Source organism: Pandoraea pneumonica, assembly GCF_049918595.1.
Lineage (GTDB): Bacteria > Pseudomonadota > Gammaproteobacteria > Burkholderiales > Burkholderiaceae > Pandoraea > Pandoraea pneumonica_A.
In genome coordinates this window covers 1,072,571-1,087,538 of record NZ_JBNCRZ010000001.1, presented here as the reverse complement: position 1 = coordinate 1,087,538, position 14,968 = coordinate 1,072,571, and the positions used below count along the sequence as shown (strand labels likewise).

14 protein-coding genes are annotated in these 14,968 nt (G+C 58.0%); all 14 read left to right on the top strand.

The window, feature by feature from the left end; all coding sequences use genetic code 11:
* The first annotated feature begins 344 nt into the window (after positions 1-344).
* Positions 345-866 carry a Tn7 transposase TnsA N-terminal domain-containing protein gene (locus tag ACPWR9_RS05045; protein WP_426296199.1) on the top strand — a complete coding sequence of 174 codons (522 nt, stop codon included), beginning with the start codon at positions 345-347 and terminating at the stop codon, positions 864-866.
* Entirely contained in the window at positions 847-2,925 is a 2,079-nt protein-coding gene (locus ACPWR9_RS05040) for a Mu transposase C-terminal domain-containing protein (RefSeq protein ID WP_426296200.1), read from the top strand. Before ACPWR9_RS05045 ends, ACPWR9_RS05040 begins: the two co-directional genes overlap by 20 nt.
* Positions 2,922-3,935 (top strand): TniB family NTP-binding protein, encoded by a 1,014-nt coding sequence (locus tag ACPWR9_RS05035; RefSeq protein ID WP_426296201.1) that lies wholly within the window; start codon positions 2,922-2,924, stop codon positions 3,933-3,935. The genes ACPWR9_RS05040 and ACPWR9_RS05035 overlap by 4 nt, the downstream gene beginning before the upstream one ends.
* The gene (locus ACPWR9_RS05030) at positions 3,925-5,409 is read left to right on the top strand and encodes a TniQ family protein (protein ID WP_426296617.1); all 1,485 of its coding nucleotides are present in this window, start codon (positions 3,925-3,927) and stop codon (positions 5,407-5,409) included. Before ACPWR9_RS05035 ends, ACPWR9_RS05030 begins: the two co-directional genes overlap by 11 nt.
* Positions 5,381-6,715 carry a TniQ family protein gene (locus ACPWR9_RS05025; protein WP_426296202.1) on the top strand — a complete coding sequence of 445 codons (1,335 nt, stop codon included), beginning with the start codon at positions 5,381-5,383 and terminating at the stop codon, positions 6,713-6,715. The genes ACPWR9_RS05030 and ACPWR9_RS05025 overlap by 29 nt, the downstream gene beginning before the upstream one ends.
* A 288-nt stretch (positions 6,716-7,003) precedes the next feature.
* Complete coding sequence (locus tag ACPWR9_RS05020; protein WP_426296203.1) at positions 7,004-7,468, top strand: hypothetical protein; 465 nt, start codon at positions 7,004-7,006, stop codon at positions 7,466-7,468.
* Between the two features lie 476 nt (positions 7,469-7,944).
* On the top strand, positions 7,945-8,502 hold the full coding sequence (locus ACPWR9_RS05015; RefSeq protein ID WP_426296204.1) for a hypothetical protein: 558 nt from the start codon (positions 7,945-7,947) through the stop codon (positions 8,500-8,502).
* Between the two features lie 2 nt (positions 8,503-8,504).
* Positions 8,505-8,672 carry a hypothetical protein gene (locus ACPWR9_RS05010; RefSeq protein WP_426296205.1) on the top strand — a complete coding sequence of 56 codons (168 nt, stop codon included), beginning with the start codon at positions 8,505-8,507 and terminating at the stop codon, positions 8,670-8,672.
* A 665-nt stretch (positions 8,673-9,337) separates the two neighbouring features.
* Positions 9,338-10,561, top strand: coding sequence for a hypothetical protein (locus ACPWR9_RS05005; RefSeq protein ID WP_426296206.1), 1,224 nt, complete (start codon positions 9,338-9,340; stop codon positions 10,559-10,561).
* A 305-nt stretch (positions 10,562-10,866) separates the two neighbouring features.
* Positions 10,867-11,955, top strand: coding sequence for a hypothetical protein (locus ACPWR9_RS05000; RefSeq protein ID WP_426296207.1), 1,089 nt, complete (start codon positions 10,867-10,869; stop codon positions 11,953-11,955).
* A gap of 9 nt (positions 11,956-11,964) precedes the next feature.
* Positions 11,965-12,516 carry a DNA-binding protein gene (locus tag ACPWR9_RS04995; RefSeq protein WP_426296208.1) on the top strand — a complete coding sequence of 184 codons (552 nt, stop codon included), beginning with the start codon at positions 11,965-11,967 and terminating at the stop codon, positions 12,514-12,516.
* 116 nt (positions 12,517-12,632) lie between these two features.
* Positions 12,633-13,355: a multiubiquitin domain-containing protein gene (locus ACPWR9_RS04990; RefSeq protein WP_426296209.1), complete on the top strand. Its 723-nt coding sequence runs from the start codon at positions 12,633-12,635 to the stop codon at positions 13,353-13,355.
* The gene (locus ACPWR9_RS04985; protein ID WP_426296210.1) at positions 13,330-14,514 is read left to right on the top strand and encodes a ThiF family adenylyltransferase; all 1,185 of its coding nucleotides are present in this window, start codon (positions 13,330-13,332) and stop codon (positions 14,512-14,514) included. Before ACPWR9_RS04990 ends, ACPWR9_RS04985 begins: the two co-directional genes overlap by 26 nt.
* Positions 14,511-14,966, top strand: a complete 456-nt coding sequence (locus ACPWR9_RS04980) for a DUF6527 family protein (RefSeq protein ID WP_426296211.1) — start codon at positions 14,511-14,513, stop codon at positions 14,964-14,966. The genes ACPWR9_RS04985 and ACPWR9_RS04980 overlap by 4 nt, the downstream gene beginning before the upstream one ends.
* Positions 14,967-14,968 lie beyond the last annotated feature (2 nt).

Genomic DNA, 14,968 nt, shown 5'->3' with positions numbered 1-14,968 from the left:
AACGATATCTGTCCGCGTTGGGCCACTTTGTTGCCTGAATTTCGACATATTTCTGGCTGTTCGTGAACACGACATGGCCGGCATAGGCACGGGCTCATTCCGCGTTTCGTCTTCCACAAGTCCGCGCGTCGCATGCGATGTGCGTGGATTCTGTCGTAGGTGCGACTATGGATATTGACTCTCGTGCGAGCGGCAATCGCCGCGACACACTTGCCTGTTCTGCTGCCCGTCTCTCGCCGGCGCGCAATCCTGTTACCGCGTCTGGCCGAGGCTTCCGGGCGAAATTCTTCTCACCCAAAAATCAACGGCTTATCCGATGTGAGAGCCTGCTCGAGTTTGACTGTTTGCACCTGTTCGAATTTGCGCGTGGCGTGACCGGTTTTCTCGAACAGCCGAGAACCATTCGTTATCAGTTGCACGGGCACTCACGGACGTACACGCCGGACTTTGCCGTCGATTGGGCCAATGGCGAGCGCTGGCTGGTCGAAGTCAAGCCCGCGGAGATACTGCAAGCGCCTGAGAACCGAGAGAAGTTCGCGCGACTGGCCGAAGTACTCGGTAACCAGCAAGACAAATTCGTGATTCTGAGTGATCGGCAAATACGAAACACGGTCCGGCTCCAGCAGGTCAAGCATCTGCTTCGCATGCGTTACGAACAGTGGTTGGATGGAACGGTGGATGCGCTAGCCCCTGCGAGCCTGGAGAACCGCACGATCGCGCAGGTGCTGAGTGCCGGGGCGTCAGGGCGCGCGATACTACACCGGCTGGCTTCACGCGAAATCGTTTGCTCGCTGGACGAAGAAATCACCGGCGCGACACGCTTGCGGGCCTTTGAGGAGCGCGACGATGCAGCCCTATTCCTTTAAAGTCGGTGAGATGATCGCGCTCGAGGAAACGACTTTCCTCATTGAACACGTGATTGGCGAGATGGTTCACGTGGTCAGCGCGACAGACGCACAGCGCACCACCTACCCGGTGCACACCCTGCTCCAGCACTTTGCACAAGGGCGGTTGAAATTCATCACGCGTGACGAACTCGCGTCTGGTGTGGGCAGCGTTGCGAGCGAGGTGACGCTTGAGCGCAGCCTCTCGGATTTTCCGTTGGCGATCCAGCAAAGCGCGCTACGAAAGTGGCGATACCTGAGCGCGATTTGTCCCGACGGCCGTCTTGGCGTCTCGCGCTGCGTGCTGGCGCAAATGCTCCAAAGCGTGTGGACGGGGCTTGGCGCGCAGTCGGGAGGCGCCATGCCGCCATCGGTGCCGAGCTTTTACCGCTGGAGATCGAAGTGGGTCTGGTCAAAGTTTGATGTGCGCTCGCTCATCGACAAACATGAACTTCGGGGCCGGCGCCCGACCTCGTTGCCCGAGGCATTGTCGGCGCTCATTGACGAGGGGATTGAGAAGATCTACCTCACGCCGCAGCGCGAGTCGTTACGAGAGACGCGGGACTGGATTCAGTCGCGCATTGAGCAGGAGAACCGACGACGGGCGCCCACGCAGGCGCTTCCTGACGTGACGCCTCGGATGTTGCGCCAGGCGCTCTCCCGCATTGACCGATATGCGATTCTCAAGGCCCGCTATGGGCAGCGATATGCGCAGGATGCGGTTCGTGTCTACGGAAAAGGCCCGGCGTGTACGTATCCGCTGGAGCGCGTCGAGGTCGATCATACGCCGTTAGACGTCCTAGTTATTGACGCGCAGACCGGGCTGCTGCTGGGGCGACCGTGGATCACGGTGATGATCGATGGGTACTCGCGGATGATCGTCGGTATCCATATCTCATTTCGCAACCCGAGCGTGCGCTCGGTCCTGCGATGTCTGAAGCATGCGATCCTGCCCAAGGTCTATATGAAGGAGCGCTTCCCCAAGGTCAACGGTGAGTGGAGCGCGCACGGACTCATCCATCAACTGGTGTGCGACAACGGGCTCGAGTTTCATGCCCACGATTTGGAGGCGGCGTGCGCTGAGCTTGGCACGCACGTGGTCTATTGTCCGACGCGATCGCCGCAGATGAAAGGCCGTGTCGAGCGCTTCTTGAAAACGCTCAACTATGGTTTTGTCCACTTGCAGCCTGGAACGACATTCGCGACGTACGACAAGCGCCACGCGTACGACTCCGGCGCCACTGCGGCGCTCACGCTCGAGTCTTTGCAGGAGCTTGTTCACCGCTGGATCGTCGATGTGTACTCGGTGACTTTCCATCGGACAATTCAATGCACACCCCGCCAAAGGTGGGATGAGGGCATACAAAAGTTTCCCCCCCGCCTGCCTAAATCCGCCGATGTCGTGAATGCTTACCTTGGGAGTTGCAGCCGACGGCGCCTGACGAAGAACGGGATCGAAGTCCATTCCTTACAGTACAACTCGGCAGCGCTGCAGGAGCTCCGGCGACGGTGCGGCAACATTGAGGTATCCGTGCGGACTGATCCTGATGACTTGGGCGCCATCTTCGTTTTTGATGATCAGTCAAAACGCTATCTTGAAGCGCGATCCACCAGGCCAGACTATGCCAACGGCATCACCGTAGAGCAACATCGATGGATCCTATCCAAGGCACGCCGGGACTACACGGGCTCGCCGATGCGACATGCCTTGCTCGCCGCGAAAGCAGACTTGCGCGCCGACACGGCAAAAGCCATGGAGGTGGGCCGTGCATTACGGGGAAACGACCGGAGAAAGGCGCTGCCCAAGCATGAGCGCGAGCTTATGGTCCAACAGGCGGAGGCACGAGCGCAACAACTGCCGCTGGCGCTCGAGCCCGACGAGCCGCCTGCGCCCGAGGATCTGACGAAAGACCTTGCGCTCGATCACGAGGTTCCGCTTTATCCGGTTCGTCGCGGTGCGAGTGGGGTGGCACCAGCGCTGGGGGCCGGCGCGAACCCTCCCGTCGCCGGTCCAGCACCCCACAGGAGGCACTTGTCATGAGTCACGTCATTCGCGCAGGGGGGCCGCCGCCGCACGCAGCGAGCTCGAGCGAAATCTCGCCGATGCCGTCGTGCGAGATTGGGATCACAGAGATCGTGGCGAGCGTTCGAGGCACACTGATCGAATACCCGGCATTTGCCGCAGGCATTGCGGCGATTCAACGATGCCACCGCATGGGGCAGTTTGCGCTCGAGGAGCCCGGTTGCCTCTTAATCACCGGCGTTTCGGGCAGTGGCAAGTCTACCCTTCGCAAGGAATACGCGCGGCACCATCCTCGCCGGGAGACCCCCGAGGGGACGGAGATTCCCGTGTTGCATCTTGAGCTGCCGGCGCAGCCGACAATAAAAAATGTCGCTGAACGTGTGCTTGGGGAGCTAGGCGATCCGTTATTCACCCGGGGGTCTGCCGAAGCGATGACCTCGCGCATTGTGACGTTATTCAAGAACTGCAAGGTCGAACTGGTGGTTCTTGATGAGTTCCAGCATTTCATCGATCACTCGAGTGAAAAGATTGAGACCCGGGTTGCGGACTGGCTAAAGCATCTGGTGAACATCACCCAAGTGCCCTTCGTCCTCATGGGGCTGGGGCGGTGTCGTCGCATTCTTCAGAGTAACGAGCAACTACGCCGGCGTTTTTCGCGACACATCGCGCTCGAGCCTTTTGGGAATACTGAGAAGCGCTCCAGGCGTATCTTTGATGGTTTGATGCGCTCCATCTGGGCGAACGTGCCGGTGATGCCGGCACCGGGGCTGGTGGACGATGGCGATATGCTCGACCGAATTCACTATGCGACGTATGGCCTGATTGGCTACATCATGATGCTGGTGAGCACGGCCGTAGAGATCGCTTTGGACGAGAAACGCCCAAACATTGACCGAGAAGTGCTCGCGCGTGCATTCGTGGAGTCCGTTTGGCCTGAAGCCCGGGGGAGCAATAATCCGTTTCATCCTCGCTTCGTCATGCGCCACCTCACTCACAGTGGGGAGCCCTTCAGTGGCTATGCTCTCTGAGTTCGGCGACCGGTGTTTTGTGCGCCGGCCGCGTCCGGCGCACGACGAGCACGTACTGAGTTACCTTCTGCGCCTAGGCGAGGCGAACGGCTTTGCCGGGAGGGCGGAGCTCGGTGGCTTTGTCCGCTATCTCACCGCCGTGCTTGAGCGCCCGAGCGAGCTGGCAGCGTTGGCACGTGCACTCGACGTCGACGAATCTGTCGTGAGGCAGATTAGCCTGCGTCATCGATGCATTTCCGGCTTTGCGGGGCGTGCGATGGGATATGCGCGCCGCAACTTCTTTCGCGATCCGCACGTGGCGTATTGTCCGGTTTGCGTGCGCGAGCATGGGCGATTCAAGGCGCTATGGAATTTTCGTGCGGTTGCCGTTTGTGAGTCGCACGGACTCTGGCTGCTGGAGCGTTGTCAACGTTGCTGTGCATTGGTGGGGTGGGATCGCCCCGGGCCGACCGCCTGCGTGTGCGGGTTCGAGCTCGGGCAAGCGCGGACAACTGCGGCCCCGCATGAGGCCGTCCTCATCAGCCGGCTGATCTGCGCCTGCCTTTCGGGCGCGGACCGGGGGGACTTCGTTGATGAGCAGCATTTTTGCCCGGAGGCCCGGCAAATGAGTGCCATCGACTGGTTGGCCGTTGCCAGCTTTTTCGCTATTTTTGTCGATGGCCAACCGCGCGTCAGTCCGCGGCGAAAAGCCAATCTGGATGCTGAAAAGCGTGCGACCTTGCTCGCGGCAAGGTGGTTCACCCGGTGGCCAAGGAATGCGGAGCACGAGTTGAACCAGAGCACGCAGGCCGTGTGCGACCCGGGCGGTGCGGTACTCATCGCATCGCAAAACTTGCGTACCAAGTTACCCGCGCGATTTTTGATGCACCGCAGCGGCGTGCTCACACTCCCCCACTTCATGATCAACTTGATCGAGGGCTACGGTCACGCGCTGAGTGTGTATAGCGATGGATGTGGTGTTGCCGTCAATCCGAACCGATTGGCGCTTGGGGATACTGGGGAGCTCGGTATTGATCTGTCGCGTGGCACGCGCGTGCGCTCATCCGAGGGGCATCAGGGGCGGAATTTTCTGCCACTGCCGCTGTTCGTGCGGGGCGTGCGCGCCGCAAACATTGTGCTTTATGACAATCGGGAAGTGGAAGTCTTGATCGGCGCGACCGCGGTCCAACGCGTCGTGCTTGTCCACGCCGGCTTCCTCCAAGCCGATGCGGAAAGACAGCATATATTGTCGACCGAGGTCGAGCGATTTCGCGCGTGGCTGACAAGCGCGAGCACCGTTACGACGCACTTCGACGATAAGGTGTCGCTTAGCCTGTTGGTGGTGCGAAGGAAGGTTTCGCTGTTGCAAATTTTAAGGGCGGTGGCCGCCGCGCGCATACGTCTGTTCCGAAACACCCGTGGCACGGCAAAGCTGAACGATTGTTTTATCCGTCGCAAAGCGTTTGATGAGCTCGCGAGGCAAAACGGTGGCTAGGCTCCTTGTTCGCCCTGCGCCAATGCCTGATGAAAGCATGACCGGCTACCTGCTTCGGCTCGCCGAGGGTAATGGTTTTGGTTCATTGCTCGACCTCGATTTATTGGTCTCTAAAACGGATCGCGGCGACGCTCGCACGACGCTTGCGTCGCTGCTTATCGAGCCGCGATTGCAAGCACTCCGCGGGCCGGTCACTCACTTTCGGAACCTCCGAATTGCGGACTCAGGGGGCGTTGACGCGCAGTACTGGAACGGCCGAAGGCCACGCTACTGCCCGGTGTGCCTCGCGCAAGTGCCGTATTGGCGTGCGCAATGGGACCTGACGTTGATGGTGGCGTGTCCGACGCACCGGGTGTTGTTGTGCGATGCGTGTCCTGGGTGCCATCGCGCGTTGTCGTGGAAGCGTCGGCGCGTTCTCGAGTGTGACTGTGCTCAGCCATTGGCCGTGGTGCGGCCGGAGCCGGCGAGCGAAGCGTTGGTGAGCGTCGGGGCCTACTTGAGCGCTGCCCTCAATCCGGAAAATGTCGCCGCGTCGGCGTATTTGCAATCGGATCTTCGCGCGCTCTCGCTCACCGATCTGCTCGCCCTCTGTGCGCAATTCGGGGCGTATTTTTCTCCGCAGGGGCCAAAGCCGACCAAGATGGCACGGCTTGACGAAGTCGCGGTGGCCGCTTGTGTGGCAAATGGCGCCGGGCAGGTTTTGTTGGATTGGCCGCGAGGGTTTCACAGCTTGCTTCGCGACATTGGTCATCGAGGGTCGCCTGCAGGCGCATTTAGCCGCATGTCGGCCCGATTCGGATATTTTTATACTGCGTTGTATCGTCGTTTCGGCGCTCCGCCGTTTGATTTTCTTCGAAGTGAGTTCGAGGCGTTTGTCGCTCGGGAATGGGTGGGGCAATTGACTGAGCGCAACCGCCGCATGTCGTTAGCCACACGGCGTGAGCACGGGTGGCTGCCCCTCACGGCCGCCGCCAGATCGCTCAAAATTCGGCGAGAAGCCATTCGGGCGTTGATCGAGGATGGAAGCCTGGAAGGACAATGGCGTGTATCGCCTGCCGGCAGGACATGGGGTACCGTGAGCAAACGAAGCGTGGACGCGCTGCGCGAGTCTATGGGACAGTGGATGACCTTGACGCAGGCGCGACAGGTATTGGGCGTCTCGCGCAAGCGCGCCTATGCCCTACTGCGCTCCGGCGAGTTGCGAGCCGTTCGGGGCCCAACGGTTGATGGCTCGCCGGTCTGGCGATTCGTTGCGCGGGAGGTGGCGGCATTAAGTGAAGCACTGCACAAATCAGGGCACGACTAGCGCAGGCTATTGAACCCGACTACGCGCGCTCAGCAGGGGTGAGGTTCCTGGTCATGCATGTTGCGAAAGATCACGGGGGGACGATAAGCCCATCGGGTTCATTTGGATAGCGATATCCAACGCGGATTTTCCTGACCTTTTGTACGTGAACGTTGATGACGCTTACGTGTCACCGCAAGGCGCGCGGTTGGTCGCTCACTTAAACCAGCAACTGCGCGCCTGGTGCGACGAAAAAGGGCTCGCGGTTGTCGCGATCGAAACCTAGGCACGGTCAAAGCGAAGGTGCGTATGCTACATCCTTGGGAGTGTCGGATATATATCGACACCGAATTCACCGACATTGCCGCGCCGGAGCTCATCAGTCTTGGGATGGTTGCGGAGGATGGCCGCGAGTTTTATGGCGAGCTCACGGATGTTCACCTTGAACGTTGCAGTGCTTTCGTGCGCTCACAAGTATTGCCGCAGTTGCGCACGCAGCCTGCTCGCATCCTGTCGGTGGTCGATCTCGGCGAGGCGGCGCGCCAATGGATGCGTGGCTTCGACGGACAGCGGCGCAGACCGGTGATTTGCTACGACCATCCGATTGACGCTCACTTGCTGTGGCAACTCATCGGTGGACGGCCCGTTGGGTGGAAGGAAAAATTAATCGCGCAGAGGATCGATCACGTTCTCAGAGAGCGGTATTTTGAGGAGCACGGTGGTCGGCATCACGCCTTGCACGACGCACGCGCCAACAGCATCGCGTGTCGATAGGCGTATTCGCTGATCCTGCGGCACAGACACAGCAGGATCATTAACCGCACCTGGTCGACCGCACGGGCTATGTCGCGTGTTTTTAAGCGGCGCTCATGCTCGGATAATCAACCTTATTGGGGCTTTATGGGGCGTGCGACCTATCGCTGGGCACCCTTGCGAGCGCTAATCCCCAAATGAATAATCGAATGCGCCATCCTGAATGAACAACGGAAAATGTTTGCGACGACTGACGCGCAAACATTGCTGAGATATCAAAATAGCAAAATATCGTAAGATTCGGGATGCCAAGACGATCGTCTAGCGCGCAGCGTCGAGTGCTTTGTGAAAGTCGTCGCTCGCCCAGTCAATGAATTGGCTCAATGATGCGACGGTTGTCGCGAGCACGCATTGAGGGATCGTGTTGCATATAGCGGCGCCAATGGCGTCGACGGGGAAGTGTCAAACAAACAATAAAGCGAGAGACCACATTTTTTATGGCATCACGTATTGCACAAGCAGAACTGCGCAGATTTAACGACGCAGCGTTGGAGGCAACCAAGCAAGAATGGGCAAGACAGGTGGGAGCCGCTGGTGTGTTCAACCTGGACTATGGCCGCACGCTCGATTCGATCGCGAATCATATGAATTACGAGAATGGCGGCGGTGGCGACCATCTCGCGTACGGAATTTTTAAAAAAAACCAACCCCACGCTTGCGCTGTTGTGCACGTTGTCTATACTCGGAAACCGGCGCCAACACGTGGCTGGCTCAAGATGATGGAGGTGCGACTTTCCCCGGAGCTCGATTTGTCGGTCGCGGCAGCCGATTCAGATGCGTTACTTGAGGTGTTGCAGATTTACGCCGCATCGATATCCGGGACGTTTGCGCTGCAGGCGGTCCATCCTTCCAATGTGGTTAAGATTTACGGTCGCAACGCCAGTTTGCTACAATTATTAGTAGCACTTGTGCCAACGCTCCAAGCGTCCAATTTCAACGCCAAGATGGAGGGACGTTGGCTCGTCATTCCTAAGCGAGAAACAAAAAAGGGGTAATTATGGTTGTCCAGTTCGTCACCGACGCGGAGTACGTCCTCCAAAGGGCTGAGGTGCTTTACGATGTCGTTTTGAACACGCTAGCCAGCCTCGAGCCGCAATTGATCGTGCAAGCGCTCAGCAGCGCCGGCCAATCGACCGAATACCGTGAGTCGCTGCTGGCCGCCTAAGCCGGAAGTTGACATAGGAAAAAGCCCACTTTGTGGGCTTTTTTTATGCCTCGACACCTTGGCGCAGCGAAACGGAGGTCGCAGAATTCTTGCATTGAGAGTTTCAGCAAAATCAATCGCTTAATGACGATTTTTGGTGTTACATCTCAGATGCTCATTGCGTCAATATCGCTAGTGCCCTCTCGGCGAGAGGAGACAAATGGACGCCATCGCGGGAGATGACGGCCACCGCTTGCTGGATGTTCAATTCGCGAATTTCTTCGCACTGCAGGTGCCCCGCCCAGCGCCGCTGACGATCTCGATGCTAGGGTGCCATCGTGAATAGATCGGGCACTCCCACTGTTTCAAGAATCATTCCCACGCGTTGGATTCGACGGCAACCTGATATGTCCCGACGCCGTTCTCCAAGACTGAAATGGCCCGAAGGAGTCAGGCAGGTCATGGGTTTTATCGCATTGACTTCGGTGCGGTGGCCTGCAATTCGAGGAGACGGGATTGAGTGGCTACGGTGAAACTTCCCCCGTGCATTTCCCCTCCCCGGCTGAGTGAAAATCTCATGCCAGTAAGCGAGGTATTTATTTTTTTAATCTTAAAGATAGACTGCGCAGAACGGAGGTATTTGAATATATGGTGTCGGGCCTTTAAGCGTTAACGGAGAAATAACGTTGGATCAGAGCAGACGAAGTGCTGAGACGCGACCGGGGGAAGTATCTGATGTTTTGGTGATCACCGAATCTGCGAGTGCACGGGATGCACAGCCGTTGGAAAAACCAAATCTTTCGCGATTAAAAGGCGTGTACAAAGAGACCGTGTCCATGCTAAAGGACACACTGGATGTGGCGTGGAAGTTTGCTCCGGTCGCGTTGTTTCCCACCGCCCTGTTCCTGTGGATTCACCTCAAGTCGATTCACTGGACATCGCTTTTCCAATACTCGGCAATGACAGGATCGGGCCTAGCATTCCTGGTCTCCGCGACGATACTGATCGCGCTGGCGGCGATGCTGCAATTTGCCTTGCCGTCCGTGATGCTCATCGGTACGGTCTCGGTCTATCCACTCGATCGGAAGATACCGAAGGCGGTTCCGCGGTTGTATCAGTGTGCGATGGGCGGCTGGTTGCTGGGTTTTGCGCTCATCATCGGATTTGACTCCGATCGAATATGGGTGATCTGCGCGCTGGCGTTTGGCGTCGCTTTGTTCTACGCGCTGGCGCGCCGAGAAGCACTGGAGCTTCGCGCCAAACCTAGTGAATGGCGGCATATGCCGGTGTTGTATGCCATCGGTTTGGCGTGTGCGGCTGCCATCACGATGTTCGTGACCTCAGCGCCTCTCGTGCTCGCATTTCGCCTCACGGCGAGATATGTCCATGGGGGCTTAGGTGAAGCTTTTGTGGGCATGCTCGTGTGCGTTGCAACCGTTGTCATGAGTCTGCTGCCCGGCTACATGTACGTCAACGCACGGACATGGCGGGTCGGCGTTTATCAGCCCGTGAAGCTGGCGTTATTGGGGGCGTTTTTCCTGACCTATGTCGTCCTGATTGGCGCTGCAATGTTCGTTCCCGTTTCCAGCACGGTCCTGCGGCTTGCTGGGGTCTATAGCAATGAGCCGCAAACCTTCGTCATCCTGCAGCCAAGTTTGGCCGATGCCGCGCGCACTGCAGGCCTGTCTGTGGTTGGCGATGGCAAGTTGTTGTTGCTGCGTGGATACGTCCGATACGATTTTGGCGGAACCCGGTTGCTTTGCAACACACCTTTCGATCCGAAAAAGGTTTCCGTTGCGGCGATCCGGCAGGCTCGCGACGAAAAAGCGCCCGACCCCGGCGTGCTTGCGGGTGCCGGATGCGTGCAGAGCTCGACGTCCGAGCTGCGCGCGCTGCGACTTCCTACGTAAGTCTGGCGATTGCGTCACCCGGCGCGTTCATCGTGAATTACGCCATGTCGGGAATTCGAGTCGATACGCGATAAAATGACGAGAAAACGAATTATCGAGTCGGGATGAGTCGGGATAATCCCAAGGGGTTATTCCGTACGGTTGGACGGGGTCCCGGATAAGCGGGCCGGTTTCTTGTCATTGACAATCGCCATCGATAGCGAACCGATTCAGCGAATCGAATCGTCAAATGCCTGGCAATGGTGTCAGGCATCCTTTTCTCGCACGCCATAAGTGCGACATCAACCGCGCCATGATGCGACACGATGCTAGAAAAAATACACGCGTTTCTCGCTGCAAAGCCAAAGACAAAAGCTAAGACGATCGCATCTGCGCTTGGAATCAACCGGGCCGAGCTCAATCGTTTGCTGCATGAGCACAAGGACCGATTCGAGCAAGACGAGGCCTTCAGGTGGTCTAACCGACGAGCTGCACGCCATATTGAATTTGGCGGGCGTAGTTGGTTGACCTCGGCCAATTTTGATCGGGCGTTTTCCGGGGTTTCCCCCCTGTTGTCATCCGATGATGCGATTGTCCTAGTACTCAAGGACGACGTTAAACCCATGCTGGCGTTTATCGCTCGGCTGCTAGCGCTTTGCAATCAGCTCGTGGCCGCGGGCAAACACGTCACCCTAAATTTTGAGGGATCCAAGAAAGCGCTTTCCTATTTGAATCGTGTCGGATTCTTCAACGTGCTCGATCCTGCGATTGAGGTATTGCCGCAGCGCCCCAGCGGAGAGTTGTCGAAGACATACCAGGGCAACAATGATGGCGTCATCGAGCTCAAACTCATCGACCCGGCGGCACCAGACGAAACGATCCCCATGTTGCTGCGGAAAAGTCTCGTCAGTTGTGCGGGAAAGAGCTACTCGACGCTTGCATTTACCGTGCTCGCGGAGCTGTTCAGTAACGTTGTAGATCACGCCGATGCATCGTCGCACGGCTTTGCCGGCTTGCAATTCTATCCAAAGGGAAGAAAAATCCAGGCGGTTATCTCGGATAACGGGCTCGGCATTGTCGGTACGTTAGCGCCTGTGGTACCGGACAAATACCCTAAGGTTGCTATAAAAATGGCAAAGGCCGAGCATGCAGGCGTCGCTCTGCTCACGGAGGTATTTACCCGGGGTGGCCTGAGCCAGGTCAATGAGACCGGTCGCGGACTTGGATTGAAGCGTTCAGGCGACATCGCAGAAAAGTTCAAGGCAATAATATACGTGCGCCAAAGTGACTTCGAGCTGCGCGTGTATCACGAGCACGACGGGGTGAATTTTGACTCTGTCCTTGACCTGCCCTACTTGGCAGGCACTCACATTTGTTTTGAATTCAAGCTTGACGCGCCGCAACCTTCTGATTAAATTGATGAAATGAACCAGAACTCTATTGTTGTCAGGTTGCGGGACTTCGCGAGTAGTGCCAGCCCCTACGGGAACGTTGAGGGCAAGAGCGTCTATCAAAAGCTACTCAAGTTCGTCGAAGCGCATCCACGTACACAAATCTTCGGCATCTCGTTAGAGGATGTGGAGGAAACCGACGCGTCGTTTCCGCGAGAGAGTGTGGTGTCTCTGGCGAAATTCTTGCGCGGTGAGCGCGGTTTCTACCTGACGAATCTCAGGGACAGGGACCTGATCGATAACTGGACGTACGCGGCTCGCGCTAAGGACCAACCCTTGGTTATCTGGAACGGTACGGATTTCGAGATCATCGGTCCGGAGCCAACCCCCTCGACCCGCAGCCTCGTTGAGTATGTCCTTGAGAAGCACGCGGTGGTGGCCGCCCAGGTCGCCGCTGACTTGGACCTCTCGGTGCAGAACGCCAGTACGCGGCTGAAAAATCTCGTTCAGGCCGGGTATCTCTTGCGCACGGAAGAAGTTGCCGATTCTGGTGGGATTGAGTACCAGTATCGCGCCATCCACTAATCTGCTTCATCTGCTTGCTTTAATCAGAATAACGCGATAGACTGGCCTCCAAGCTCTCGGGATACAGCTGCGAGTGACGTTAAACAGCTTTATTTAATCAGAATGGTGGAGGCGGTATGCAACAAAATGTACAAGGCACGGGCGGGCAGGAATGCAGCGCTCACGATGGTTACGCGATCCAGATCGGCGACGCGTCCTTGCAATTCGAGACCAAGACCGTCCAGGACCCGGTGGTGACCGGCGCTCAGGTTCTGGCCGTGGCGGGTGCGGTCCCGGCCAGCGAATTCTTGGTGTTTCAGGTGCTGCAAAGCGGCGCGCTGGAGGTGGTGCGTCCGGAGCAGACCGTGGATTTGCGTCACCCGGGGGCGGAGAAATTCGTTCTGTTTCGCAGCGATCGGACGTTCCGCATTTTCGTGAACGAGCAAGCGTTCGACTGGGGCGCCTCGCATATTTCGGGCGCGACACTCAAGCAGCTCGCGGGTGTGCAAGCGGCTCACACCGACCTTTGGCTGGACAAGGCCGGCGGGCACGACCGCTTGATCGCGGACCACGAACTGGTGGATCTCGCCAAGCCGGGGGCCGAGCGCTTTGTGACGCGTCCCATCCGGATTTCGATCAAGGTCAATTCCCGCGATCGTGAAGTCGATCACCGTGTGCTGACGTACTGGGAGGTGGTCAAGCTGGCGTTCGCGCAGGCGGTCCCGAGCGATCAGATTATTTATTCGATTGATTACGCCAGCGGCCCGCACCAGAACCCGAGCGGCTCCATGGTGGAAGGTCAAACCGTCATCGTCAAAGAAGGGATGAAATTCTATGTCACGCCTACTGATAAGTCGTAATCCGCAGCTGCAGCGTCTGATTAATGAAGGGTATGACATTGAAATCCGAAGCGGCCATCTGCTGGTCCACTCGGTGCCCTATGTCACCTCGAACAAGCAGATCGCACGCGGCGTGATCGTCTCCGAGATGAGCATGGCGACCCCGGATGTGCTCGGTCGGCCGAGCACCCATCAGGTTCACTTCATTGGCGAGCATCCGTGCAAAGCCGATGGCTCGGATCTCATCCAGATCCGCTGCCAGAGCGCGGAGTTCAAGTTGGCCGAAGGGATCACCGCCCAGCATTGGTTTTCCAACAAACCTCAGCGCGGATACTACGAGGATTACTACGAGAAGATCACCAGCTACGTGCGTGTCATTTCGAGCCAAGCCAAGGCGCTGGATCCAAGCGTTGATGCGCGAACGTTCAAGACGCGGGAGCCGATCGAAGACGATTCTGTTTTCCCGTTTCAGGACACAGCGTCGAGTCGTGCGGGGATCGGGCGGCTCGCCGCCCGATTCAAAACGCAGCGTATCGCGATTGTTGGCCTGGGCGGCACGGGCAGCTACACGCTGGACTTGGTGGCCAAGACGCACGTGGCTGAGATCCATCTCTTTGACGCCGATGTGCTGCGCCCCCACAACGCTTTTCGCCTCCCGGGGGCTGTGTCACGAGAAGTGCTGGATCGGGAACTGACCAAGGTCAAGTACTTCAGCGAGAGCTACTCGGCGATGCGCCGCGGGGTCGTGCCGCACGAAGTCATGATTGCCGAGAACAACGTGATGGAGCTCGCGTCGTTCGACTATGTCTTCCTGTGCGTCGACCGCGGCGAGGTACGGCAACTGGTGCTGCGCGCCCTCGAAGACACGCCGGTCGTTGTGATTGATGTCGGGATGGGGCTGAACCTCACCGACGACCAGGAATCGATCTGGGGGACATGTCGCGTGACGTCAAGCACACCGTCGACGCGCGCGCTCGCACTCTCGCGCGTACCCAAGGCTGATCGTGACGAGGAGCTGTACGCCTCGAATATTCAGGTTGCAGACTTCAACTGTCTGAATGCCGCGCTCGCGGTGACGAAGTGGAAGCGAATGAGCGGCTTTTATCTCGACGACCATAGCGAGTACGAAAGCACGTTCAGCGTCAACCTCAACCAAGTCAGTCGGCTCGAGGCGCAATGAAATCGACAAAATTCAAGTACGAGTGGGTGACGTCGATCCCGGAAGTGTTGCAGCCTGGCATCGTCTACGTGGCGAGGGCCGGCGACGTGGCGGGGCATGCTTGCGCGTGCGGATGTGCGCGCGAGGTCATTACCCCTCTGTCCCCCACCGATTGGACCCTGACATTCGATCGGCGGGGGGTGACGTTGGATCCGTCGATCGGAAACTGGGCTTTCGCCTGTCGGTCGCACTATTTCATCATCGATGGGGCCGTTGTCTGGGCGAGTGGCATGTCCGCGAAAGCAATTGCGCACGGCCGCCAGCGCGACAAGCGTCGAAAGCAGATTTATTACAAAAATCTGAGTGCCACACCGCCTGCTGCTCAAGCATCGGATGTTGCACCGACAGCCATATCGCTGCGCGTGTACGTCCAACGGCTGATCACGTGGTGGCGAACGATTTTCCAGCGGTGAGT

Excerpts from the sequence above, each read along its gene's own strand:
- ACPWR9_RS05040 (WP_426296200.1), top strand. The coding sequence starts at position 847 with ATGCAGCCCTATTCCTTTAAAGTCGGTGAGATGATCGCGCTCGAGGAA.
- ACPWR9_RS05035 (WP_426296201.1), top strand. The coding sequence starts at position 2,922 with ATGAGTCACGTCATTCGCGCAGGGGGGCCGCCGCCGCACGCAGCGAGC.
- ACPWR9_RS05030 (WP_426296617.1), top strand. The coding sequence starts at position 3,925 with ATGCTCTCTGAGTTCGGCGACCGGTGTTTTGTGCGCCGGCCGCGTCCG.
- ACPWR9_RS05025 (WP_426296202.1), top strand. The coding sequence starts at position 5,381 with ATGAGCTCGCGAGGCAAAACGGTGGCTAGGCTCCTTGTTCGCCCTGCG.
- ACPWR9_RS05020 (WP_426296203.1), top strand. The coding sequence starts at position 7,004 with ATGCTACATCCTTGGGAGTGTCGGATATATATCGACACCGAATTCACC.
- ACPWR9_RS05015 (WP_426296204.1), top strand. The coding sequence starts at position 7,945 with ATGGCATCACGTATTGCACAAGCAGAACTGCGCAGATTTAACGACGCA.
- ACPWR9_RS05010 (WP_426296205.1), top strand. The coding sequence starts at position 8,505 with ATGGTTGTCCAGTTCGTCACCGACGCGGAGTACGTCCTCCAAAGGGCT.
- ACPWR9_RS05000 (WP_426296207.1), top strand. The coding sequence starts at position 10,867 with ATGCTAGAAAAAATACACGCGTTTCTCGCTGCAAAGCCAAAGACAAAA.
- ACPWR9_RS04995 (WP_426296208.1), top strand. The coding sequence starts at position 11,965 with ATGAACCAGAACTCTATTGTTGTCAGGTTGCGGGACTTCGCGAGTAGT.
- ACPWR9_RS04990 (WP_426296209.1), top strand. The coding sequence starts at position 12,633 with ATGCAACAAAATGTACAAGGCACGGGCGGGCAGGAATGCAGCGCTCAC.
- ACPWR9_RS04985 (WP_426296210.1), top strand. The coding sequence starts at position 13,330 with ATGTCACGCCTACTGATAAGTCGTAATCCGCAGCTGCAGCGTCTGATT.
- ACPWR9_RS04980 (WP_426296211.1), top strand. The coding sequence starts at position 14,511 with ATGAAATCGACAAAATTCAAGTACGAGTGGGTGACGTCGATCCCGGAA.